Annotated in this window: 1 protein-coding gene; it reads left to right on the top strand. The window is 47.3% G+C overall.

Features of this window, described 5'->3' with window-relative positions; genetic code table 11:
* Positions 1–1,277, top strand: a 1,277-nt coding sequence (locus AB4482_RS22855; RefSeq protein WP_372181791.1) for a cadherin-like domain-containing protein, incomplete at both ends; no start/stop codon positions are given.

The raw sequence follows: 1,277 nt of genomic DNA, 5'->3' as shown, positions 1-1,277 counted from the left end.
GATGGCAGTGCTAAAAAAGATATCACAGTGACCGTTCATGGCACCAATGATGCGCCAATTGCCTCGGCTGAAGTGCGTTTAGCGAATGGCTTAGAAGATAGCAAAATTGTCCTCACCCCAGCACTGCTACTTGCTAACACAACTGATATCGATGATAACGATATTGGCAAACTATCCATTGAAAACCTACAGGCTGACCATGGTGCTATTGCGTTAAATGCCGATGGCACGTTCACTTTTACCCCAGAAAAAGACTACAACGGCGATGTACACTTCAGTTATGACGTTAAGGATGCCCATGGTGGTATGACACACACTGGCGCCAGTACCACTTTAGCGGCGGTACAGGATAATGCTGTTATTACTGGCATTGATATTAGCAGTGTTACTGAAGACCTAAACCCTCATGCCAGCGTGCAAGGAAACTACGCCTATAAATTGGAGACTCAAGGCTCATTAACTGCTATTGACCCCGACAAAGATGAATCAGGTTTTGATTTTAAAACCCTTATCTCTGCAGCAATGCACCCAGAGTGGCGGCCATATTCTTCACCGCTGGGTGGCCAATTGGAAATTGACCCAAAAGGAAACTGGAATTACTACATAGATAACCGCAAACCTGAAATCCAGCACTTAGGTAAAGGCGAAACCTTGACGGATACCGTGACAGTGCACTCTAAAGATGGCACCACCCACGATATCGTTATTACCATCCACGGCACTAATGACGCCCCCACAGTATCAAGTGAGGTACAGTTAAACTCAGGCAAGGAGGACTCTGTTCAAACCATTACTGCGACTGATTTACTGGCGCATGCAACCGATATTGATAATAACGACCAAGGTCAGCTTACCGTCGCCAACCTTATTGCCAACCATGGCTCCATTCGAGACAACCAAGACGGCACCTTCACCTTTACCCCAGAAAAAGACTACAACGGCGCGGTGCACTTTAGCTATGACGTCAAAGATGCACACGGTGGTGTAACACACACTGGCGCAACCACCAACTTAGCTGCGGTTAACGACAACCCTGATGTGACGCCTTTAACCGACAGTGTCAGTGAGGGGGCCGATAATCATCACACCCTCAATCTGCTAGTAGGTGCCACAGACAAAGACGGCGACGCTTTAACCATCAGTCACCTTGAATATGCCATCGATGGTCAACCTCAGTCGGGCCAACTTCCAACGGGCATTACCTTAGATACTGATGGTCATACATTAATTGTTGATGCCACCAATCCCGCATTTAACCATTTGGCCAATGGTCAGTC

Origin of the sequence: Vibrio sp. 10N.222.55.C7 (genome assembly GCF_041473335.1) — a bacterium.
Taxonomy (GTDB): domain Bacteria; phylum Pseudomonadota; class Gammaproteobacteria; order Enterobacterales; family Vibrionaceae; genus Vibrio; species Vibrio crassostreae_C.
This window is presented reverse-complemented; position numbering and strand designations above follow the sequence as displayed.